Annotated in this window: 17 protein-coding genes and 2 pseudogenes; 8 read left to right on the top strand and 11 right to left on the bottom strand. The window is 40.3% G+C overall.

The genetic code is table 11. From position 1 onward, the window contains the following. Positions 1 to 63: 63 nt before the first annotated feature. From C7B70_RS04680 to C7B70_RS04670, 3 genes and pseudogenes are all read left to right on the top strand, one after another. A complete protein-coding gene (locus tag C7B70_RS04680) occupies positions 64 to 3,849 on the top strand; it encodes a TaqI-like C-terminal specificity domain-containing protein (protein WP_106367907.1) in 3,786 nt (1,261 codons plus the stop codon). Positions 3,850 to 4,043: 194 nt separating this feature from the next. Then, positions 4,044 to 4,298, top strand: coding sequence for a hypothetical protein (locus C7B70_RS04675; RefSeq protein WP_106367926.1), 255 nt, complete (start codon positions 4,044 to 4,046; stop codon positions 4,296 to 4,298). Further along, a pseudogene (locus C7B70_RS04670) lies at positions 4,279 to 4,607 on the top strand (type II toxin-antitoxin system PemK/MazF family toxin). The gene C7B70_RS04675 and the pseudogene C7B70_RS04670 overlap by 20 nt, the downstream one beginning before the upstream one ends. Positions 4,608 to 4,664: 57 nt before the next feature. Here C7B70_RS04670 and moaA read toward each other — a convergent pair. Together moaA and C7B70_RS04660 are read right to left on the bottom strand one after the other, a co-directional pair. After that, positions 4,665 to 5,651 (bottom strand): GTP 3',8-cyclase MoaA, encoded by a 987-nt coding sequence (gene moaA, locus C7B70_RS04665; RefSeq protein ID WP_106367906.1) that lies wholly within the window; start codon positions 5,649 to 5,651, stop codon positions 4,665 to 4,667. 141 nt (positions 5,652 to 5,792) lie between these two features. After that, the gene (locus C7B70_RS04660; protein ID WP_199192056.1) at positions 5,793 to 7,082 is read right to left on the bottom strand and encodes an MFS transporter; all 1,290 of its coding nucleotides are present in this window, start codon (positions 7,080 to 7,082) and stop codon (positions 5,793 to 5,795) included. A 180-nt stretch (positions 7,083 to 7,262) separates the two neighbouring features. On the opposite strand from C7B70_RS04660, the gene cbiD reads away from it, so the two are divergent. Continuing rightward, a complete protein-coding gene (gene cbiD / locus C7B70_RS04655) occupies positions 7,263 to 8,372 on the top strand; it encodes a cobalt-precorrin-5B (C(1))-methyltransferase CbiD (RefSeq protein WP_199192055.1) in 1,110 nt (369 codons plus the stop codon). A 191-nt stretch (positions 8,373 to 8,563) separates the two neighbouring features. Further along, entirely contained in the window at positions 8,564 to 10,111 is a 1,548-nt protein-coding gene (gene guaA, locus C7B70_RS04650) for a glutamine-hydrolyzing GMP synthase (protein WP_199192059.1), read from the top strand. 11 nt (positions 10,112 to 10,122) lie between these two features. Here guaA and bioB read toward each other — a convergent pair whose 3' ends face one another. From bioB to C7B70_RS04630, 5 genes and pseudogenes are all read right to left on the bottom strand, one after another. Then, complete coding sequence (gene bioB / locus C7B70_RS04645; RefSeq protein WP_199192054.1) at positions 10,123 to 11,061, bottom strand: biotin synthase BioB; 939 nt, start codon at positions 11,059 to 11,061, stop codon at positions 10,123 to 10,125. A gap of 718 nt (positions 11,062 to 11,779) precedes the next feature. After that, complete coding sequence (locus C7B70_RS04640) at positions 11,780 to 12,037, bottom strand: hypothetical protein (RefSeq protein WP_106367902.1); 258 nt, start codon at positions 12,035 to 12,037, stop codon at positions 11,780 to 11,782. A gap of 236 nt (positions 12,038 to 12,273) precedes the next feature. After that, positions 12,274 to 12,375 carry a hypothetical protein gene (locus C7B70_RS28675; RefSeq protein WP_369831809.1) on the bottom strand — a complete coding sequence of 34 codons (102 nt, stop codon included), beginning with the start codon at positions 12,373 to 12,375 and terminating at the stop codon, positions 12,274 to 12,276. Between the two features lie 43 nt (positions 12,376 to 12,418). Continuing rightward, the gene (locus C7B70_RS04635) at positions 12,419 to 12,646 is read right to left on the bottom strand and encodes a hypothetical protein (RefSeq protein ID WP_106367901.1); all 228 of its coding nucleotides are present in this window, start codon (positions 12,644 to 12,646) and stop codon (positions 12,419 to 12,421) included. A gap of 14 nt (positions 12,647 to 12,660) precedes the next feature. Next, positions 12,661 to 13,189, bottom strand: a pseudogene (locus C7B70_RS04630) (CheR family methyltransferase). Between the two features lie 356 nt (positions 13,190 to 13,545). Here C7B70_RS04630 and C7B70_RS04620 point away from each other — a divergent pair. Further along, positions 13,546 to 14,280 carry a superoxide dismutase gene (locus C7B70_RS04620; protein WP_106367925.1) on the top strand — a complete coding sequence of 245 codons (735 nt, stop codon included), beginning with the start codon at positions 13,546 to 13,548 and terminating at the stop codon, positions 14,278 to 14,280. Between the two features lie 39 nt (positions 14,281 to 14,319). On the opposite strand, the gene C7B70_RS04615 is transcribed toward C7B70_RS04620, so the two are convergent. From C7B70_RS04615 to tig, 4 genes are all read right to left on the bottom strand, one after another. Further along, on the bottom strand, positions 14,320 to 15,213 hold the full coding sequence (locus C7B70_RS04615; RefSeq protein ID WP_106367898.1) for an alpha/beta fold hydrolase: 894 nt from the start codon (positions 15,211 to 15,213) through the stop codon (positions 14,320 to 14,322). Positions 15,214 to 15,216: 3 nt separating this feature from the next. After that, positions 15,217 to 16,560, bottom strand: a complete 1,344-nt coding sequence (gene clpX / locus C7B70_RS04610) for an ATP-dependent protease ATP-binding subunit ClpX (protein ID WP_106367897.1) — start codon at positions 16,558 to 16,560, stop codon at positions 15,217 to 15,219. A gap of 13 nt (positions 16,561 to 16,573) precedes the next feature. Continuing rightward, positions 16,574 to 17,251: an ATP-dependent Clp endopeptidase proteolytic subunit ClpP gene (clpP, locus tag C7B70_RS04605; protein ID WP_106367896.1), complete on the bottom strand. Its 678-nt coding sequence runs from the start codon at positions 17,249 to 17,251 to the stop codon at positions 16,574 to 16,576. Positions 17,252 to 17,395: 144 nt separating this feature from the next. Further along, positions 17,396 to 18,775 (bottom strand): trigger factor, encoded by a 1,380-nt coding sequence (tig, locus tag C7B70_RS04600; RefSeq protein WP_106367895.1) that lies wholly within the window; start codon positions 18,773 to 18,775, stop codon positions 17,396 to 17,398. Between the two features lie 418 nt (positions 18,776 to 19,193). On the opposite strand from tig, the gene C7B70_RS04595 reads away from it, so the two are divergent. Then, entirely contained in the window at positions 19,194 to 20,252 is a 1,059-nt protein-coding gene (locus C7B70_RS04595; protein WP_106367894.1) for an aspartate-semialdehyde dehydrogenase, read from the top strand. Between the two features lie 6 nt (positions 20,253 to 20,258). Then, entirely contained in the window at positions 20,259 to 21,164 is a 906-nt protein-coding gene (gene dapA / locus C7B70_RS04590) for a 4-hydroxy-tetrahydrodipicolinate synthase (protein ID WP_106367893.1), read from the top strand. Positions 21,165 to 21,184: the final 20 nt, after the last annotated feature.

The following is a 21,184-nucleotide window of genomic DNA, read 5'->3' as shown; positions in this document are numbered from 1 at the left end:
AATACAGGCAATACAGTAATAATTGGGCATACTGGAGTAAATCTATTGGTTGCTCCTAGTTTCATGACACCCAAAAAATTATCGCCAAGACAAGCATTAAATAAAGCGTTCCTTAAAGTTAAGCCAATTAGAGAAAATATTGAAACTTTCAAAACGAATCTAGTTAAACTAATTGACCAAATCAATGAGACTGAATCTGAGGAATTTCATAAAAATCTTGTTGCTGATTTTTTAAAGAACACTTACTATAGTCCAAGTCATTTTATCAATACCAAAGGGCGTAACGACCTTGTTATTCATAATGGCAAAGATTCTAAAAGCAGTGTTGGTGTACTTGTAGAAGCCAAAAAACCAACCAACAAAGCCGAAATGCTAGAGGTTGACAATCTAAACACTAAGGCTTTTCAGGAATTAGTTTTATACTTTTTGCGAGAAAGAATTACAGGTAATAATCTTGAAATTAGATATCTAGTTGCAACCAATATTTATGAGTGGTTTATTTTTGATGCAGCAATGTTTGAACAGCTATTTGTCCAAGATAAAACGCTGGTAAATCAATTTATTGATTTTGAAGCAGGGAGACTAAGTAGTACAAAAACTGAGTTTTTCTATAAACAAATTGCCAAAAGAGCGATCGCACTCCTTGAAAATGAGATTGAGTTTACCCATCTTGATATCCGCGACTATGACGGATTTTTGAGGAATAGTGACGAAGAAGGCGATCGCAAACTAATTGTGCTATTTAAGCTGTTTTCCCCAGAACACTTACTAAAACTGCCTTTTGCCAATGATAGCAACCGACTGGATAAGGCTTTTTATAACGAGTTATTGTATATTATCGGCTTGACCGAAACAAAAGAAGGTAGCAAAAAGCTGATCGGACGCAAAAAAGAGAGCGATCGCATTGCAGGTTCTTTGCTTGAAAATGCCATCACTCAGCTTGATAGTTTAGACAAAATTTCTCGAATAGAGAAGCCGGAACAGTTTGGAGATACTGAAGGAGAAAGACTATTTAATGTTGGTTTAGAGTTAGTAATCACTTGGATAAATCGTGTTCTTTTCCTTAAGTTACTAGAAGCTCAATTAATTAAATATCATAAAGGTGATCGGTCTTTTGCTTTTTTAAGCTTGACAAAAGTACAAAGTTATGGTGACGTTAATAGGCTTTTCTTTGATGTATTAGCTCGTAAGCAGAGCGATCGTAATGCAAGTATAAAAGCCATTTTTGCTAATATTCCTTATCTTAATAGTTCGCTGTTTGAGCCAACGGATATCGAGCAGTTAACTATTTTTATTAGCAATCTCAGAGATGAAAAGCTGCCTATTTTTTCATCTAGTGTTTTAAAAGATAGTAATGGCAAAAGGCGATTAGGTAATTTCAATGCTTTAGAGTATTTATTTGAGTTTCTTAATGCTTATGATTTTAGTAGTGAAGGTTCCGAGGAGATTCAAGAAGAAAATAAAACACTGATTAATGCTTCGGTGCTTGGATTAATTTTTGAAAAGATTAACGGCTATAAAGATGGTTCTTTCTTTACACCAGGCTTTATTACGATGTATATGTGTCGTGAAACAATTCGTAGAGCGGTGGTACAGAAATTTAATGAAGTAAATGGCTTAAATTGTCAAAACATTGATGATTTGAATGAAAGAATTACCGACAAAAAAGCCGCCAATACAATTATTAATAGTTTAAAAATTTGCGATCCGGCGGTAGGTTCAGGACATTTTCTAGTTTCGGCTCTTAATGAAATAATTGCAATCAAAAGTGAACTAAAGATTCTGCTTGATAGAAGTGGGAAAACCTTAAGAGATTATCAGGTTGAAGTTGTCAATGATGAGTTAATTGTCATTGATGATGATGGAAAGTTATTTGAATACAATCCAAAAAGCAAAGAAAGTCAGCGTATACAAGAAACACTTTTTCACGAGAAGCAAAAAATTATTGAAAACTGTTTATTTGGTGTCGATATTAATCCAAACTCAGTAAAAATTTGTCGTTTGCGGCTATGGATTGAGCTTTTGAAAAATGCTTATTATCGGGTAGAAAGTAATTGTACAGAATTGGAGACTCTACCAAATATTGATATCAATATCAAGTGCGGTAATTCTTTAGTTAGTCGATTTGCGTTAGATGCTGATTTGAAACAAGCTTTGAATAAAAAGAAACACAGTATAGATATTTATCGAAATGCTGTACAAACTTACCGCAATGCTGAAAGTAAAGAGCAGAAACGGGAAATGGAAAGATTAATTAAAGATATTAAAGGCAGTTTTAAGACAACACTGCAAGGAATCGATCCAAATAAAACCAAGTTAAGAATTTTAATAGATATTGACCTCTATAATTTGGAAAATCAAACTTTGTTATTTGAAGAAACAAAGGCGGCTAAAAAAGTGCGGGAGCAAAAGAGCGCTAAGTTAAATAATGAAATTGATAGATTAAGGGTTGAAATTGAGGATATAGAAAGCGGTAGACTTTATGAAAATGCTCTAGAGTGGCGGTTTGAGTTTCCTGAAGTTTTGAATAATGAAGGTGATTTTATTGGCTTTGATGTAGTAATTGGGAACCCTCCTTATATTAGACAGGAAGAAATTAAGGAATTGAAAACAAGTTTACAGCAAAATTATCAATGCTATACAGGGGTTGCTGACTTATTTGTATATTTTTATGAATTAAGTCTGCACTTATTAAAAGCAAACGGTCATTTAACTTATATATCTTCTAACAAATATTTTAGAGCAGGTTATGGTAAGAAATTACGCCAACTTTTGACGGATTCAACAACAATTCACTATTTAATTGATTTCGGTGATTTTCCAGTTTTTGAAGAAGCGATCGCCTATCCTAGTATCATCATTTTAAGTAAAATTCAATCTGATGCAAATCAAGTACAAACTTTGTCATGGGATGAAGCGAAAAAACAAAATATTGCACATTTTGCAACGGAATTAGAACAAGATAGTTTGACAATTTCGCAGAGAAACTTGAAGTCTGACGGTTGGCGGCTAGAGTCTTTTCAAACCTTAAACTTATTAGCAAAACTGCAAAATTCTGGCACGCCGTTAGGGGAGTATATAAACGGCAGATTTCATCGAGGTATTTTAACAGGTTTTAATGAAGCATTTGTTGTAGATAAAGTTACCCACGACAGATTGATTACTGAAAATACTTCTTCGGCTGAAGTGTTAAAGCCTTTTTTACGTGGTCGAGATATTAAGCGATGGCATATTGATTTTACCGAGCAATATATCATCAAAATTGAATCTTCTGAAAACAAAAAACATCCCTGGTCTGATCGACCAGAAAAAGAGGCAGAGAAAATTTTTGCTGAAACATATCCGGCAATTTATCAATATTTTTTTCAATTTAAAGAATCATTAATCAAGCGATGCGACCAAGGTAAATATTTTTGGGAATTACGCTCTTGTATTTACTGGCAAGAATTTGAGAAACCTAAAATTATCTATCCTGATATTTATGAGCATCAAAGTTTTTCAATTGATCGATTAGGTTTTTATGCAGGCAATACTTGCTACTTTATTCCAACTAATGAAATGTGGCTTTGTGGGCTTTTAAACTCTCAATTAGTTGAGTGGTTCTATTCGATGATTTCTAATTCTATTCGAGGTGGTTATCTGAGATCATTTAGCGACTATATGAAACAGATTCCTATTTTTATTGCTACCAAATTAGAGCAAAAAAAGATAGAAACTCTTGTAAAAAAATGTCTTGATGCTAAAGAGAAAGATATTAAGGACATTGAAACCGAAATAGATCGACTGGTTTATCAACTTTATGAGTTGACAGAAGCAGAAATTAAGATTGTGGAAGGAGAGACGAATTAAGAGTGATTTTGAGAGGGTTTGTGGCGCGACTCAACGGTTGATCCCCCCCAGCCCCCCTTAAAAAAAGGGAAGAATAGGGAGAATAGGGATAATGCTAAAATATTGTGGAATTGTGCGATCGCAGAAAATTAGAAATAAGCGATCGCTTAGATACGTCAATAATTAAAATTAACAAATTTAAAAGGAGAAAAATAATGATAGGAGTTACGAAGGAATCTCTTAAACAAGAAATAGATAGCTTTAATGATCAGCAACTCAAACAAGTCGCGGATTTTATTGCTTTCATCAAATTTCAGGCAAAATTCAGTAAACAAATAACCGATGTTAGCCAATTTGCAAACCTTTATCAGGAATTTGCCCAAGAAGATCGAGAACTAGCCGAGGCAGGTATTTCTGAGTATGCCGAACTCTTAAATAATGAGGATAAAGATGAAAATAGAACGCGGTGAAATATGGTTAGCAAATCTTGATCCAATAAAAGGCTCGGAACAAGCTGGCACTCGTCCTGTTATCATTTTTCAAGAAAGTACGCTATCTCAATTCCCCTCACAACCAACTTAAGACGCGCTTCTCTACCAACGTGCTTGATGATTTCTAGCGGTCAAGGCGGCTTAAATCAAGATTCTGTTGCACTCTGTCACCAACTCCGCGTAATTGACAAAACTCGATTGATTAAAAAATTAGGACAACTAGAACTAGAAGTAATCGCTAATCTAGAAAGTATTGTGCTGTTTACCATTGGGTATAAAGGGCAATAACTTATATAAGTTGCTAAAGTGCGATCGCGCCTCTTAAATTACCTACCTTGCCTATAACTAGCCGCCAATTTGCGACATAGTACGGCTGTAAGCCCCTGTAGTACCCGAAACTCTAGCTTTGTAGTTGATTTCGGGTTTGAGTGCCAGTAAGTCGCTCACAAGACTCCGCAACTGGTCTAAACTAACTCCACTCCGCAACGCTGTTTTTAAATCTATTTGGTTGCTTTCATTCAACAAACACGGACGCAGCCAACCATCGGCGGATAATCGCATTCGGTTACAACGATCGCAAAAACACTCTGACATCTGACTAATAAAGCCTAGAGTTCCTTTGGCGTGAGGAATTTTAAATACATCGGCTGGCCCATTACCGCTTACAAAAGCTGTAGTTAAACCGTACTTATGGCAAATTTGATCGCGTAATTGCTCTGAAGATATCCAGCCTTGCTCGTTAAATAAGCGATCGTTACCAATAGGCATAAATTCAATAAACCGGACGTGCCACTGTTTGTCAATAGTTAAAGCCGCTAAATCTAGCACTTCGCTATCATTTACACCCGGAATTACAACTACATTTAGTTTTAAAGGGTCAAAACCTACTTTATAAGCTTCCTGGATTCCATTCCATACTTTCTCCCACTGAGAACGCCCACGATTGCCAATAATCCGATCGAAAGTTTCAGCGTTCAACGAGTCCAAACTAATATTAACCCGGCGTAATCCCGCATCGTGTAGCTGCTGCGCCATTCCAGCTAATAAAAAACCATTAGTTGTCATGGAAAGGTCTTGAGTTTCGGGAATTGCGGCAATTTTTCCTACCAAATCTACCACCCCCGGACGCAATAAGGGTTCGCCCCCGGTCAAGCGAAAACGAGTAAAACCCACAGGAATAAATACTTCTTTGATGAGAACAAGTAATTCCTCATCAGTTAATATCTGTTGCTGCAAAATATAGTTTAGTTCTGCTCCTTCTGGCATACAGTATTGACAGCGAAAATTACAACGGTCAATTAAACTAATGCGGAGATAATCAACGGTATTCATGCAGTGTTTACGCCTGGGCGATCGCAATTCCTCTTACTTCTATTTTGGTGCATTTGTCACATATCCGCTTTGATTGATCGCGCTTTAAAATTATTTAGCCAACTACTCACAATCTGACTAACTCTTTGGCTACGAGGTTCGCTAACGTATAGACAGCGCAAACAACCCTTGAAAACCACCAAGGGCAGGAATTTCACAAAAAAACCCCCCCGCCGTTGTTCCCAAAGCCCCGCAGACCCCAGCCACCGCCGCCGCCACCGCAAAATAAGTAGAAGGATGCTCCTGGGGGGCAACTTCCATTTGAATATTACTACTACATAATTCAATTGCTGCCCAAGTACCGCCCGTAAATATATGAATTAGCGGTAGCCATACCCACAAGGAAATATTATCCGCACCTACTCCCAACCACAATAACGGCGTTATTCCAGCTAAAATACCCACCAATAACAACAACGGACGATTGCCAATTCTATCGGCAATCTTACCCCACAAAATCAGCATGATTAAGTTTGCCCCCGCCGTCAAACTGCCGTAAAGCGTTGCCCAGTATAAATCTAAATGCAAGTTGTCTAACAAATAAAGATTAAAAAACGGCGAACTAAGGTTAACTGCAAACGTCCACACACCAAAGTACAACAAAAATCTTAAAAAATTAGGCGAAAAGTTGCCTAAAAGTGAAAAGTTTTTTTCCTCCGCTTCTACTTGCTTTATGGCTGTTAGCTGGGGATTGACATCAATCATAAAAAATTGACATCCTAAGCTAATTATCCCTACCACCACTGCTAAAAATAAAACCACTGCGTAGCCGCTAACTGTGCCACTTGGCCAAGCCTCTACCGCAAATCCAAGCAGGGGTACGCCGACTAAATTAGTTAAACTAGCCGCACTATTACGCAAGCCAAAATAACGCCCCCGCAAGCGATGGGGAACAAGTACCGCCATCCAACTTAGCCACGCCGAGCCACCCAAAGACTCTAATATATGGGTAACTAAAACTATCCCCAAAGTCCAAATTATTAGCTGATGGAGATCGCCACCCGACCAACTAATAAACCCAATCGCTGCAACTAAAATCAACCACAATAACCGCGCTGTGCCAAAAATCCACAAACAATAGTAATGACGGCTATTTGTGCGATCGCCTATGTAAGCCCCTAATGGTTGTAATAAATTTAATAGCATCGGAATTGACGACACCATGCCAATTTCTATCGGGCTTGCTCCTACCTGGAGTAAGAAATTAGTCAGCAATACGCCGCCTGTAATACTAATAAAAATAGCCGCAAATACACCGTCAATAGTAGAAGCTTTGAGACTAGTACGAATTGATGGTTTATTACCGTTCTGGTTTTGGCTATCAGGTAAAATTACCGATGATGTCCCAGGGTTTTCTGTTGAATCTAAAACTGGTTGAGTAATGGTTTCCACCAAAGCCTAGTCCAATAAATGTTGATGTTAAAAAAAAGGTCAGTATTTAGGCAAATCTGGTTTGCTTCTATAATCTTGGAGGATAGGCTAAAAATGCTGCCCCAAACAACAGTCAGCAGAAAGAGAATAGTTGCTTTATCTATTCAAACCAAAGATTGATTTAACTCTTACTGGTGCAATGTGTCGTCCCTAATGCCTCGTTCTGGTTATACTTTACCTGTTTTTGCCTGCGCCAGTGCGATCGCAGCAGTGCAATGGTTGCAAACCCGTACTTCTTGCCAAACTGTATCTGTCGATCTAATTACCCCCGATCAAACTGTAGAGATTGAGATCGAACAAGTAGCTGGATTGCAGCCAAATATGGCTCTAGCAATAACTCGTAGTGATCCTGGTGATAACTTAGATTTGACACGCAATACGCCGATTTGGGCGTTGGTAGAATGGCTGGATTCTCCCCAACCAATTACAATTGTTGGCGGTGAAGGTTTAGGACACAAGTTAAATGGCGATCCGGCGGTGTATGGTTACGCCCAACAATTACTACAGGTTAATTTACTAAAGCTACTGCAACCAAACGAACATATTAAATTAACAATAATTCTTCCTGAAGGTAGAGCCTTAGCCGAGCGGACTTCCAACGCTGCTTTTGGTGTAGTTGAAGGGCTTTCCCTCCTCGGTACAACCGGGATTTCTCAACCATTAAGCGCCCCTGGACAATTAGATGCTTGTTTAGAACAAGTACGACTAAAAGCTAAATCTACCGATTCAGTAGTGTTTTGTATCGGCGAAAATGGCTTGGATCTAGCTCAAAAGTTAGGGATTAATTCGCAGCAATTAGTTAAAACTGCGAATTGGTTAGGCTCGTTGTTAGTAGAAGCCGCAAGTCAAGAAGTTAAATCAATTTTATTGTTTGGCTATCATGGTAAACTCGTCAAACTTGCCGGGGGAATTTTTCATACTCACCATCATTTAGCTGATGGACGCTTAGAAATTTTTACCGCTCATGCTGCTCAGTTAGGTCTACCAACGCCTGTATTACAAAGCATTTTTAATAGTTCGACCACCGAAGCCGCCTTACAATATCTTCGTTCTTACGACGCTCTAACCGGGAGTAACTGGGTAAATCAGCTCTACAATGCGATCGCCCAAGCTATTGATTTTCGTTCCACCGAATATATATTCAAGCTGACAAATCGCCATGTTAGTATTGGTTCGGTTCTCTTTGACGGCGATCGCACAATCATTGTTAAAAGCCCCACAGCCATCGCCTTGCTCTCTAGGTTGTGTTAACTTAGGAATCATAATTGTCTTACCAATAAATAAATTTTTAAGTCTCTATCTATAGGGTGAGCAACTGCCGATCGCTTTACCCGAAAATGTCTCTATTTTTCATCCACTACTTGCAATTAATAGGAAGAAATTAAGTGGTACAGACCGAAACTTTGCCGCCAAATGCAGAATTGTCCCAGTTGAATCGCCAAATGATTGCGATCCTTGACTTTGGTTCTCAGTATTCGGAGCTAATTGCCCGTAGAATTAGAGAAACTCAAGTGTATTCTGAGGTTTTGTCTTATCGCACCACCGCCGAACAGTTGCGCCAACTTAATCCTAAAGGAATTATTTTTTCTGGCGGCCCAAGTTCGGTATATGCTCCCGGCGCTCCAGAATGCGATCCTGAAATCTGGAGCTTAGGTATCCCAGTCTTAGGGGTATGTTATGGAATGCAACTCATGGTCAAGCAACTAGGGGGAAACGTTCTACCAGCCGACCGTAAAGAGTACGGCAAAGCCTCCTTATTAATTGACGACCCTACAGACTTGCTGACCAATGTTGAAGACGGTACAACCATGTGGATGAGTCACGGAGACTCTTGCGCCCAGTTGCCTACAGGCTTTGAAATCCTGGCGCATACAGAAAATACCTCTTGTGCGGCGATCGCCAATTACGATCAAAAACTCTACGGCGTGCAATTCCACCCCGAAGTAGTACATTCGGTGGGGGGACTTGCTTTAATTCGCAACTTTGTTTACCACATTTGCGAATGCGAACCTACTTGGACAACCGCCGCTTTTGTCGAAGCAGCAATTAGAGAAATTCGCGGTCAAGTAGGCGAAAAACGAGTGCTATTAGCCTTATCTGGGGGTGTAGATTCGTCAACTTTAGCGTTTTTACTCCATAAAGCCATCGGAAGTCGCTTAACTTGTGTATTTATCGATCAAGGCTTCATGCGGAAATTAGAGCCAGAGCGGTTAGTTAAGCTGTTTCAAGAGCAGTTTCATATCCCAGTTGAGTATGTAGACGCGCGCGATCGCTTTTTGGCTTTAGTCGCGGGAGTAACCGATCCTGAAGAAAAGCGCCGCCGCATTGGACACGAATTTATCCAAGTATTTGAAGAAGCATCCAAAAATCTCGGCCCCTTTGATTACTTAGCGCAAGGGACGCTTTACCCCGATGTAATTGAATCCGCCGATACAAACGTCGATCCCAAAAGTGGCGAACGAGTCGCAGTAAAAATCAAGAGCCATCACAATGTAGGTGGTTTACCCAAAGACTTACGCTTTAAGCTCGTCGAACCCTTACGTAAGCTATTTAAAGATGAAGTCCGCAAAGTTGGGCGACAAATTGGTTTACCCGAAGAAATAGTCTTGCGCCAGCCTTTTCCAGGGCCAGGTTTAGCGATTCGGATATTGGGAGAAATTACCGCCGAACGCTTAGAAATATTGCGCGAAGCCGATTTTATTGTTCGTCAAGAAATCAACCGTCGAGGAATTTATCACGACTTTTGGCAAGCTTTTGCCGTACTATTACCTGTCCGCACTGTAGGCGTAATGGGCGATCAGCGTACCTACGCTTACCCGATAGTTTTACGCTTAGTAGCAAGTGAAGATGGGATGACCGCAGATTGGGCGCGAGTTCCTTACGATGTATTAGAGGCAATATCTAACCGGATTGTCAACGAAGTTGCGGGAGTAAATCGGGTCGTTTACGATATTACTTCTAAGCCGCCTGGAACAATTGAATGGGAGTAATTTAATCAAGCCTAGAGAGGTTTGGGAATCATTCCTAAGCGCTCTAGTATTTGCTCGTCATGCGATCGCTCCGGGTTGGGTGTAGTCAACAAAATTGAGCCAGTGAAGATCGAGTTAGCACCTGCAAGTAGACAAAGTGCCTGTAGCTCGTCACTCATCTTCACTCGACCTGCTGAAAGGCGCACCGTCGATTGAGGAAAGAGGATGCGTGTAGTTGCAATCATCCGCACCAGTTCTATTGGCTCAACAGCAGGAACGTCCTGTAATGGGGTTCCTGCTACATGATTTAAGCAGTTAATCGGAATTGATTCTGGAACCGGATCGAGGTGGTATAGAGCTTCTAGTAATTCCAGACGGTCTTCAACTGACTCGCCCACTCCTAAGATGCCACCGCAGCAGACAGATATACCAGCAGCACTAACAGCGCGGATTGTATCCAGACGCTCTTGGTAGGTGCGTGTTGTGATGATCTTTCCATAGTAGGCAGGTGAGGTATCGAGGTTATGATTGTAGGCAGTCAACCCAGCTTCTTTGAGACGCATAGCCTGGTGCGGCTTCAGCATACCGAGAGTACAACAGGTTTCCATCCCCAGGGCAGCCACTTGGCGCACCATTTCTAGAACCCGCTCAAACTGGGAATTATCTTTAACTTCTCGCCAAGCCGCACCCATACAAAAGCGGGTTGAACCATTGGCTTTAGCTGCTTGCGCTTCAGCCACAACCGCCTCAGCACTCATCAGTTCTTGAGGGATAAGTCCCGTTTTATTATGAACACTTTGGGAGCAGTAGGCGCAGTCTTCTGGGCAAAGACCTGTCTTGATGTTGCTGAGTGTGCATAGCTGTACAGCACAGGGATCGTGATGTAACCGATGAGTTTGTTGTGCATTGAAGAGCAAGTTTGGCAAGGGCTGGTGGTAAATTTGAGTAATGCGATCGCGTGTTGTAGACATGATACACATCGTAGTATGAGTTAGTGCGTTCTTGTTGAGTAGAGCGGACTTACGCTCCAATTACAGATTACCAGCAAGAAGGTTGAGCAATGGTCACTCTATTTCTTACTTGCAATTCCTTGAATTAATTTAGTAGTCCGATTGGCAAACAATACCGCAAGTCCACTCGCAATTAACGCTGTTAATCCCATACCCAAAATTAGATTTAGCAGTAATCAACCTTCCCCTGCATAAACTATTGCTGTATCTTCAGCTAAAATCACACCCCAGTTAAGATTGGGCGTTCCCTAGACTTTAGTGATGGGATAAGATATAAGTTGTTACTTGTTGTCAATTTGGTCTGTATCTACGGTACTTGCTACCTGGTTATTTTTCTGCAAAGTAGCAAACTTTTTAGAATCTTTTTTCGCATCTCGACCTATTTGATTTTTTGCAGCAGCAGCGAAGAATTGACCTTCAGCATCAACTAGGTGGTACTCTGCGGCGGCCTGTTTGTTCTCTGACGAAGTAAAAGCGCTAGCTTTTACAATAGGATCTAAGCTATCTACAGAAATTCGGGTTCGTACTACACCAGTTATCTTGTTAGTGTTGATGTTAACAATTGGTGCGGCAAGAAAAACATAATATTTGTTGTTCAGCTTAGACTTCCTTGGCGGCGCAATTACATTTTTATCAGTAAGTCTAAAAGCACCCGAATAGAAGTTTTATTTACTGCTTTTCAAGTTGTAAGTGCGATCGCACTTTCTGACCATTCCCGATTTAATTTTTGTCCTTGAGTTTGGGCATTTTTTTTATTTGTAGGCAAGATTATATCGCCGTAGACAATTTGACCATTTTGCAAAACTAAGACACGCGACTTTTTTTTGTTTTGAAAATTTACCTCAGCATCTAAATATAAAAACCCACTGGATCGATTGGTTTGAAAGGTTTTTAAAATATTGGCTAGTTCCCGCTCTTGATAGAAAATTGAAATCATAATCCTTGGCAGTAGTTTATTTATTTAAAACTTTTTTATAATTGCTTTTCCCCAACTCCTTACCCTAAGTTTATTAGTATATTAAAACGAGTTTGTAAGTTTATACATAAAATTACTGAAGTTTAAAACTATCTAATTTGTTATCTGTATTATTACTGAAAATTTTATTTCTTTAAAAAATAACTACTTTTTTGCTCTGCTCTTGTCGCCTTCCCGTTAATAAATATCTTCCAGTTCTAAGTAGGCATTAATAGAAATAGGCGCAAGTAAGTAATTTTTTTAAATAGCTTTTTAGCCGAATTTATATCGCCATTTTCTTCAGCAATATACGCTAACAAATAGTAAGGTGATGTAGACAAAGAATCTATTTCTATTGCTTGTTTACAGTAAAAAAGTAGCTTGGTCAGCTTTCCCTAAATTTGCCCAAGCTTGAGCAAGAAGATAACACGCATCAAAATGAAGCTGTTTCTGCTCAATTAATTGCTCCGCTTCTTGAATGGCGACAGTATAAGCTCCTTGATAAAATAGTATTTCTGCTTTAGTTATATTGGCTTGTAACTTAGCTTTGCTTAGGGGTTGAAAATTTGATAATTCTAGTTTTGATGGCAATTTTTGCAGTTTAACTAAACTATCTTGCTCTGGTTTATATTAATTACAGTAGTTAATAGTTTTTCAGCAACTATATACTTTTTTACAGGCAAATCCTGCCGTTGATAAATTAAAGATTCGGGAAACACTTTTGTTTGCAATCTACCCAGTTTTTGACGGTGCAGTTCGGCGTGTCCAGTAATTAAATAGCCTCCAAAATTCAGGATATAATAAAATTTGTCTAAGGTCATTACAATTGCCTTAGAATCAAAATAAATAAAAACATTACAACAAATAACAATATTCCTACTATGAAGATCGACAAAGGGTTGGGGGAAGTTATCTTTAATTAAATTACCCGCTCGAAATTGAACTATAGATCGAATTTGCTCTATAACTTTGCAGATGCAGTTTAAAGTAACGTTTAATAAGTTCTGGTTCTACCATGCGAAAAGACCAAGAATCGTAAACTCCTTGTTGAGCTTTGGCTATAGATTCTAAGTTGATATCTGTGCCTAAAATTAAAATATGCCAATTATGTAAGCCAGGAATTAATTCCTTAATAACAATAACTATAGAATAAATTTCTTCCCCTGTAGAACAACCTGCGCTCCAAATTCATAGCGATGGCTTTGAGGCTTTTAGCTGAAAAAATAATCGTTTTTTTTGAGCGATTATTTCTATTTATGGAATATATCGCGCTATAAATCTTTGCTGATAGTATTCCCCATCAAAACCGCAAACTAACAGTTACTAGACAAAAAGATTAAATTTTTGCGATCGCACTACGCCAGAGTGCAGAAAGTTAAAACCCAATTTATCGGAAAAAATGTATATTTTCAACTAGTTTGTGGCGTAGCATGGAGACTGTGGCAGTTCCTCTGCTATTGTCAAAAGCGATCGCACTTTTTCCTAAAAATATGACCTTAAATCGACGCAAAGTATTATTTTTACTTGGAGCAACGGGGGGAATTGTCGCCCTAAATTCTTGGCGCTCATCAGAATTAATGGATGTAGTGTTAGCTCAATCGGCTCCTAAAGGTAATATTTCTTTACCACCTCTACCCTATGACTACAATGCTTTAGAGCCACACATTGATGCTCAAACCATGCGGTTTCATCACGATAACCACCATGCAACCTATGTCAAAAACTTGAATGCTGCTTTAGAAAAATACCCCAACCTAAAAGCCCAAAGTGTAGAACAGTTGCTAACCAATCTCAAAAGCGTACCAGAGGCGATTCGCAGCACTGTCCGCAACAATGGCGGGGGTCATGTCAACCATACTATGTTTTGGAATATAATGAAGCCCCAAGGTGGCGGAGAGCCAACAGGGGCGATCGCCTTGGCGATTAAGGCAAACTTCAACGATTTTGCTACCTTCAAAAAGCAGTTTAACGAAGCTGGAACTAAACGTTTTGGTAGTGGCTGGGTGTGGCTAGTAAGTGCTGATGGCAAACTAAAAATTACTACTACACCCAACCAAGATAGCCCTTTAATGGATGGTAACTATCCAATTATGGGTAATGATGTTTGGGAACACGCTTATTATCTTAAGTACCAATACCGTCGTGCTGACTATTTGACAGCTTGGTGGAATGTAATTAATTGGGATGAAGTCAATAATCGTTTAGCACGAGCAAGCAAAGTTTAATTGCAAAATCAGCACTGGCGATCGCGAGTGCTGATTCACCTAAGCTACTTGTAAGAATTGCCGTACCGACTTTAAATAAGTAATCGGATCTTCCAGCATGGGAAAATGAGCCGTATTTGGCATCAAAACAAATTCTACTTTATCGCTCAAAGATGCAGCTTGACGACCCATAGCAGGCGGAATAATTTGGTCGTATTCTCCTGCAACTAAAAGTGTGGATACAGTTAAATTTGTAAATTCCTGTGGCATAAATTTGGCAGCATTTTCACTTACCGCCGTAACCATTGTACCAATTGCGGCGGCGTAATCTGCCATTAAAAAGTCATCTAAAAACGCTTGGCGATCGCTCTTTGGAATTGAACGTTTCAAAAATCGCGCCATAAACATCCGATCAACAAAGGGAATTTTTGCCAACCACTTAGGGCGAAATTTGACTACATAACCGCCAAACTTATGAAAAGCAGCGAAGGCTTTCTCGTCGTACTCAAAAACACCGCTACAAGTCAAGATGGCTTTTTCTACTCGCTCTGGATACAAGTTGAGAAATATTGTCGCCACCGATGCACCCGTTGAATGAGCGTTGAGATAAACTTTTTTTAGCTCTAATCCATCTAATAAAGCTGCCAAATCTCGCGCATACTCATCAAGCTCATAGGTTAACTCCTCTATAGCTTTATCTGCGGACGCTGGCGACTCTTCCACTGCCTCTAAGACCGACAGCACAGGTATTTTGCCATTCGAGCGCCCAAAGCCCCGCATATCGTACAGCAGACAGTCAAAGTCTCTACTCAGCGCAATAGCTGTACTTTCCCAATAACGAGCCGAGCCAGCCCAACCATGAATAAACACCATTACTGGCTTGACTTTAGTATCTTCTTCGACTTTGACCCATTCGTAATAATGATCAACACCACGAACGCAAATGTAAGGCATGATTTAAGCAGATTCTGGCTTGGGTAAAGAAGATGGATGTACGAGCAATTCCGCAGTAGAGCGTTTTTCTACCATCTCTCGCGTAATTGTACAGCAAGTAACATCTTTTCTTGAGGGCAATTCGTACATTACTTCTAGCATCAATTCTTCGACAATGGCACGTAAGGCTCTAGCACCAGTTTTTCTGCGATAAGCTTCAATAGCGATCGCTTTTAAAGCATCTGGTTTAAATTCTAGCTGCACATTGTCCATATTTAGCAGCTTTTGGTACTGCTTAACTAAAGCACTACGCGGCTGAGTCAAAATTGCCACTAAAGTATCTTCATCTAACGGCTCTACTACCGCCGCTACAGGTATACGTCCGATAAATTCGGGAATCATGCCAAACTTGACTAAATCCCCCGGTTCTAGGTTCTTCAGTACGTCCGCCGCGCGTTTTTCTTTCGATTGCCCTTCCCCTGGTTGAATAAAGCCCATTGATTTTTTACCAATGCGCTGTTCGACAACTTTGTCTAAACCAACAAAAGCACCGCCACAAATAAACAAAATATTGCTAGTGTCTATTTGAATGCAGTCTTGATAAGGATGCTTGCGCCCTCCTTGGGGTGGTACATTAGCAATTGTGCCTTCCAACATCTTCAATAAAGCTTGCTGTACTCCTTCTCCAGACACATCGCGGGTAATAGAAGTATTTTCACTTTTCCGGGCAATTTTATCGATTTCATCAATGTAAATAATTCCTCGTTGCGCTTCTTCTACATCCAAATCCGCAACTTGGAGTAAGCGCAGCAAGATATTTTCCACATCTTCTCCCACATACCCCGCCTCTGTTAGGGTTGTAGCATCAGCTACCGCAAAAGGCACGTCTAATATTTTTGCTAAAGTTTGAGCTAACAAAGTTTTACCGCAACCTGTGGGCCCAACTAACAAAATATTTGATTTTTGCAGTTCTACTACCTCTTCCGAGCCTTTACTATTGGTTTTATTTTGTAGTATGCTCAGGCGCTTGTAATGGTTGTATACTGCTACTGATAAGACTTTTTTAGCTTCCTCTTGACCAATTACGTGTTCGTCCAAGTGATTTTTAATCTCTCTTGGCTTGGGTATTTGGCTAAAAGATAGGTTTGCCGAACGAGGGCGGCGCTTTTGAGGAGGTTCGGGACGAGATGCGGGAGCGGTGGCGGCGCTACTTGTGTTGTGTTCGATTAATTCTTCATCAAGAATTTCATTGCACAAATCAACGCACTCATCGCAAATGTAGACTCCCGGCCCGGCAATCAACTTGCGTACCTGTTCTTGAGACTTGCCGCAAAATGAACATTTAAGATGGGAGTCGTACTTTACCATAAAAAGCCTCAAATTAGTTAACTGGAGTAACTGTAGCGCCTACTTGGGGGATATTTTGCCGAGAAATCACGCTGTCGATTAAGCCATAGTTTTTTGCTTCTTCGGCGGACATAAAAAAGTCTCGCTCTGTATCAGCTTCAATTCTTTCTAGGGGCTTACCAGTGTGATGAGCTAACAACTCGTTTAGTCTACTTTTGTGATAAAGAATTTCTTTGGCTTGAATTTCGATATCCACAGCTTGACCTTGAGCGCCTCCCAATGGTTGGTGAATCATAATTCGAGCGCTAGGCAATGACATCCTTTTACCCTTCGAGCCAGCAGTTAGTAAAAATGCTCCCATACTTGCAGCCAATCCAAAACAAATAGTAGCAACATCTGGGCGAATTTGCTGAATTGTATCGTAAATTGCCATGCCAGCAGTTACCGAGCCACCAGGCGAATTGATATATAACTGGATGTCTTTTTCTGGGTCTTCAGCATCTAAAAATAATAACTGAGCCACAATTGAGTCGGCGACAGCATCATCTACTTGTGTACCCAAAAATACAATCCGCTCTCTTAACAGCCGGGAGTAGATATCAAAAGCCCGTTCTCCCATGCCCGACTGTTCTACAACGGTAGGAACGATGTTATTAATCTCTAGGTAGTTGGCGCTGCTAATGGGAGGATACATAGATTTTGATTCAAGCATAAATCACAAACTTAAAAAATAGAACCGACACAGTGCTGTTAGCACGTAGTAGGCTACAACTCTAGATAACCTATCTGTAACCTATTATGGCTTATCTATTTACAGATGGAGAAGTCACCCTAATTAGGGTGACTTCTTTAGTATTTATTCGGCGCTAGTTTCTTCGGCGGTATCGTCTTCAATCTCCGCTTCTGGCTTGTTTAAACTACCTTCGGCGACAAGTTCAATACTAGCGTTTGCTTGCAGCCAATCAAGAATTTTCTCAGTGAGCAATTCATCAGCGATAACTTCGCGCAGTCTTTCTTGGTCTACATCTTTATCAGCGTACTGTGCTATCACTTCAGTAAACCGCGTTTCAATCGCCGCGCTTTCTACTTCAATCGATTCGCGTTTTGCTACTTCTTGCAATGCCAAAGTTCGTTTGATGCTATCGATAGCTTCGGGGCGCGATCGCTCTCTTAGTTGAGGTATAGTATCTTGGGTAAATAATTTCTTGACATCAATTCCCTGTCTGCTTAACTGCATGGCAGTCTGGGTAATCATTGTATCTATTTCTTGGTTAATTAATGTTTCGGGTAAATCGACCTCTACATTTTTTACCAATTCCTTCGTTAAAGCCTGTTGCTGGTTGGCTTTGGTTTTGTTGTCAGCTTCTTCATTAAACCTTTTTTCTAAGGACACTCTTAATTCTTCTAAGGTTTCAAATTCGCTAACTTCTTGAGCAAACTCATCATTAACTTCTGGAAGTTCTTTTTCTTTTAGTTCCTTCAAAGTTATTGTAAACTTTGCTTTGCGGTCAGCAAATTCTGGCTGCGGATACTCGGAAGGAAATTTAGCATCAACTTCTTTAGTTTCGCCAATGTTCATCCCAACAATCCCATCAACGAAACCTTCAATAAACTTACCTTCATGTAGTTCTACTTGAAAATCTGTCCCTTCCCCTCCAGGAATTTCCTCTACTTCGGCTTCCGGGTCGTCGTTGACCAAAACACCCTTAAAATCTACTACCGCGACATCATTCATTTGAGCCGCGCGTCCTTCTACAGGAATCGATGTTGCTAATTCTTGACGATTTTCTTCGATAACTTTTTCGACGCTGGCGGGGTCATATTTAACCTCCTCAGCTTGCACTTGTAAGCCCGTGTATTGACTCAGATTTAGCTCTGGCTGTACATCTACCGCCGCTTTAAAAGTCAATGGGTTGCCGGGTTGGTACTGGTCGATTAATTCGTCAAAGGAGGTGCGTAGCTGGGGTTGACCGATGGCTTTAACTTCTTCTTGCTTGAGGGCTTCAGTTAAACCGCTTTCGATGAGGTCTTCTAAGGCGGCGGCTTTAATTCTGACTACTCCTAGCCGTTGAATCAATACTTGGCGCGGAACTTTGCCTTTACGAAACCCAGGAATATTGGCAGAGCGAGCAAAGTTCGCAATTACCTGCTCGTAAGCCTGTTTGGACTTTTCGGGGGGAATTTCTATTTCCAAACCTATTTGACTTGCGGGGAGTTTTTCCTGGGTGACTTTCATGTTTAGAGTTTTATCTGACAATTTGACTAAAGGGAACTAAATTGCTGACAACCAAAGCTGTATGGCGTTAGCAACTAATTTTTTGCCTTCCTTAGCTCTGTTTTTGGCAGGGCAGGTTCAACGACACCGTGATATCTTAGTTGAGTAGATAAATTTTGTGGCGTTTAGAGCAGTTCTTAGTTTAGCGATAATTTGACGCGATCGCCTAATCTTTACCACTTTTGTTCTATACTACCTGTACCTCTAGTCTTGACTTAACAAACCATCTGCTGGGCTAGTAACCAAAGTCTTTAGTCAAAGCATTATCACTATTAAAAGTTTAATTTTTTAACTAATATAATCTACTATTATCAAAAATTATTTAAGCTGGTTATCTGTTTTAAAGAAAGAAAATCAATACATTGACTAGGAGCAAAACTTGACAAAATCCTATCGCGTAGCAATTTTAGGCGCAACCGGGGCTGTAGGCACAGAATTACTAGAATTATTAGCAAGCCGTAACTTTCCGGTAGCCGAACTAAAGCTATTAGCTTCTCCTCGCAGTGCGGGAAAAACTATGAAGTTTAAGGGGGAAGACTTAGTAATTGAGTCAGCAGGCGATCGCTCTTTTGATAACATAGACCTGGTACTAGCCTCGGCTGGCGGTTCTATCTCCAAAACCTTCGCTCCTGTAGCTGTAGCTCAAGGAGCAATAGTAATAGATAATTCTAGTGCTTTTCGTTTAGACCCTCACGTTCCTTTAGTAGTCCCAGAAGTCAATCCTGACGCAGTAAGAAACCATCAAGGGATAATAGCAAACCCCAACTGCACAACAATATTGATGGCGGTGGCGGTGTATCCATTGTATAAAGTTAGAAAAATTAAGCGAATTATTGCCGCAACCTACCAATCGGCTAGTGGTGCGGGAGCGATGGCAATGACAGAAGTATTAAACCAAACCAAAGAAATTTTAGCAGGAAAATCCCCCACGCCAGAAATTTTCCCTTATCCCTTAGCTTTTAATTTATTTCCTCACAACTCTCCCATGACTGCTAATGGGTACTGTGAAGAAGAAATGAAAATGGTTAATGAAACTCGGAAAATCTTTAACGCCGCAGAACTAAAAATTAGTGCTACCTGTGTTCGGGTTCCCGTACTTCGAGCGCATTCTGAAGCAATTAACATAGAATTTGCATCGCCTTTAAGTGCCAGGGAAGCGAAAGAAATATTAAGCACATCTCCCGGCGTGCGAGTTGTGGAAGATTGGCAAGCAAACTATTTTCCCATGCCTATAGACGCTACAGGCATTGATGAAGTATTAGTAGGTCGCATCCGTCAAGACCTATCCCACGAGTGTGGTTTAGAACTATGGTTGTGTGGCGACCAAATTCGTAAAGGTGCAGCCCTCAACGCCGTACAAATTGCAGAATTATTAGTAGAAAAAAATCTACTGTCAGCAAAAGAATATCAAACAGCAAAGAGCTACGGTGAGGAGTAAAAACGGGTGGTAGATTTTGGCAGAGTAATTACAGCAATGATTACGCCGTTTAAAGCCGACGGGAGCGTAAATTATGCTGTAACCGAACAATTAGCAGCACATTTAGCCGCCAATGGCAGCGATACAATTGTTGTGTGTGGGACAACCGGAGAATCGCCAACCCTAACTTGGGATGAAGAATATCAGCTATTTCAAGTAGTGTTGCAGGCGGTAGCGGGAAAAGCTCTGGTAATGGCAGGTACGGGGTCAAATTCGACTACTGAAGCTGTCGCTGCAACCCAAAAAGCAGCTAGAATAGGAGTACATGGAGCTTTACAAGTTGTTCCTTACTATAACAAGCCACCCCAAGCCGGACTATACCATCACTTTCGGGAAATTGCTTCTGCTTGCCCCGATTTACCTATAGTGTTGTATAACGTCCCCAGTCGTACCAGCCAAAATCTCCTTCCTGAGACGGTAGCTCGTCTAGCGGAAATTGATAATATTGTAGGTATCAAAGAAGCGGCGGGAAGCTTAGACCAAACAAGTGAAATTAGCCGATTGACACCTAGAGAATTTCAAATTTATTCTGGTGATGACTCTCTAACTCTGCCAATGTTAGCGGTGGGTGCTAAAGGGGTAGTTAGTGTTGCAAGTCATTTAGTAGGCGCACAGTTGCAGCAAATGATTGAAGCTTTTGAAACAGGCAAAGTTGGGCTGGCAACTGACATTCATTTACGATTATTTCCCTTATTTAAGGCTTTGTTTATTACTGCTAATCCAATACCTGTAAAGATGGCGCTTAAACTCAAAGGTTGGGATGTGGGTTCGACTCGTTTACCATTGCAATGCGAAGAAGAAGACAAGATAATTAAAACTTTAGAAAAAGTTTTGCAAGATATTGATACCAAAACTAAAGATTTGGCTTATTAACTACCTTTTAATCAAGGCAG

The sequence above is a fragment of the Chlorogloea sp. CCALA 695 genome, from assembly GCF_003003885.1.
Classification (GTDB): Bacteria; Cyanobacteriota; Cyanobacteriia; order Cyanobacteriales; family Chroococcidiopsidaceae; genus Aliterella.
This window is presented reverse-complemented; position numbering and strand designations above follow the sequence as displayed.

Coding starts and splice junctions, on each gene's coding strand:
- C7B70_RS04680 (WP_106367907.1), top strand. CDS start 64: ATGACACCCAAAAAATTATCGCCAAGACAAGCATTAAATAAAGCGTTC.
- C7B70_RS04675 (WP_106367926.1), top strand. CDS start 4,044: ATGATAGGAGTTACGAAGGAATCTCTTAAACAAGAAATAGATAGCTTT.
- moaA (WP_106367906.1), bottom strand. CDS start 5,651: ATGAATACCGTTGATTATCTCCGCATTAGTTTAATTGACCGTTGTAAT.
- guaA (WP_199192059.1), top strand. CDS start 8,564: ATGATTGCGATCCTTGACTTTGGTTCTCAGTATTCGGAGCTAATTGCC.
- bioB (WP_199192054.1), bottom strand. CDS start 11,061: ATGTCTACAACACGCGATCGCATTACTCAAATTTACCACCAGCCCTTG.
- C7B70_RS04640 (WP_106367902.1), bottom strand. CDS start 12,037: ATGATTTCAATTTTCTATCAAGAGCGGGAACTAGCCAATATTTTAAAA.
- C7B70_RS04620 (WP_106367925.1), top strand. CDS start 13,546: ATGACCTTAAATCGACGCAAAGTATTATTTTTACTTGGAGCAACGGGG.
- C7B70_RS04615 (WP_106367898.1), bottom strand. CDS start 15,213: ATGCCTTACATTTGCGTTCGTGGTGTTGATCATTATTACGAATGGGTC.
- clpX (WP_106367897.1), bottom strand. CDS start 16,560: ATGGTAAAGTACGACTCCCATCTTAAATGTTCATTTTGCGGCAAGTCT.
- clpP (WP_106367896.1), bottom strand. CDS start 17,251: ATGCTTGAATCAAAATCTATGTATCCTCCCATTAGCAGCGCCAACTAC.
- tig (WP_106367895.1), bottom strand. CDS start 18,775: ATGAAAGTCACCCAGGAAAAACTCCCCGCAAGTCAAATAGGTTTGGAA.